The organism is Burkholderia sp. SJZ089, from assembly GCF_007828315.1.
Classification (GTDB): domain Bacteria; phylum Pseudomonadota; class Gammaproteobacteria; order Burkholderiales; family Burkholderiaceae; genus Burkholderia; species Burkholderia gladioli.
This window is the reverse complement of the sequence record NZ_VIUM01000063.1, coordinates 1-1,316: the sequence shown is the minus strand read 5'-3', so window position 1 is coordinate 1,316 and position 1,316 is coordinate 1. Positions and strand designations below refer to the sequence as shown.

General features: G+C 60.9%; 1 protein-coding gene. It reads right to left on the bottom strand.

Features of this window, described 5'->3' with window-relative positions; translation table 11 throughout:
- Window positions 1-155 precede the first annotated feature (155 nt).
- Window positions 156-1,247 (bottom strand): IS5 family transposase, encoded by a 1,092-nt coding sequence (locus FB600_RS37000; protein WP_145758319.1) that lies wholly within the window; start codon window positions 1,245-1,247, stop codon window positions 156-158.
- Between the last annotated feature and the right edge of the window lie 69 nt (window positions 1,248-1,316).

Below are 1,316 nucleotides of genomic sequence, written 5' to 3'. Positions count from 1 at the left end.
CAGGCCGTTGAAATACCCATCGACTGGACTCGGACGTTTCCCGCAGATGGCATGAATTCGCTCAACGGCTTCGCGATGCGTTTCATCGAGCCGAATTCGCCCCCGACTTGGCGGTGAAATCGGCCTGGCGAGCACATTTCCCGCCCGATTCTTCATCACGCGCTCGCCGGACGCACGAATCCCAACGTTCGCAGGCGTGTCAGGTTGTACGCCGCCATGGTCAGCGTAAGCAACTGATCGACTTTCTCCAAGCCGCGTACCATCACCTGCCGGATCGGCCCGATCCGCTTGCCCCAGCCGAAGCATTGCTCGATGCATTTCCGTTTGCGCTGGCTCAGCGCATAACCGACGTGTCGCGTCGTCCGGCCGTCGATGGCACTTCCGCCCGCGCGCTTCGTATTGCGTGCGACGTGCGGCGTCACGTTGTATTCGCGACAGGCCTTCACAAATCCACGCGTGTCGTACGCCTTGTCGGCGCCCACCGTAATCCGCACGTCCGAACCGGATACCTCACGCAGCATGTCCGCCGCCACTTGGCGTTCCGCCCGGCCATTCGCCGTGCTGGCTTGAACGTTGACGACCAACCCGTGCCGGTTGTCCGTCAGCACATGGCCCAGGTAGCTCGGCAGGGCTGGGGCAGCATTGCTCTTGCGATAGAGCCGGCTTTCACCGTCGCTCTTCGACTCGTGTGTTTCATTGCTGCGCGATTCGCCGTGCCAGTTGCCCGGCGGGCGATCATCGTCCCCGCCGTCTTTACGCCGGATGCTCTTGTGACTGGCCCACGCATGAATCAAGGTGCCGTCCACGCTGAAATGCTCGCCCGACAACAAGCCGCGCTTATGTGCCGTTTCTACCGTCGCATTGAACAGGTCAGTCACCGCATCGAACTCGATCAGCCGATCCCGGTTCTTGGTGAACACCGAGTGATTCCACACCGTGTCCTCGATCGACAGGCCGACGAACCAACGGAACAGCAGGTTGTACGAGATCTGCTCGACCAGTTGCCGCTCGCTGCGAATGCTGTACAGCACCTGAAGCAGCATCGCCCGCATCAGTTTCTCTGGCGCGATGCTCGGCCGGCCGCCTTTGATATCCGGTTCGTACATCGCCGAGAACTTCGTATCCATCTTCGACAGCGCTTCGTTCATCCACGTCCGGATCGGCCGCAGCGGATGGGTCTGCGGTACGAATTCCTCCAGCCTCACGGTGCTGAACAGGGATTCGTTGTAGCTGTCGGCGCCTCGCATGCGGTCTTCGCGTCTCGGGATCAGGGTGGCTATATCGTGACGAATCGGTCGAGGTATTTCAACGGCCTG

What these genes read in the sequence shown, in the direction of transcription:
- FB600_RS37000 (WP_145758319.1), bottom strand. Translation starts at nt 1,247, where the DNA reads ATGCGAGGCGCCGACAGCTACAACGAATCCCTGTTCAGCACCGTGAGG.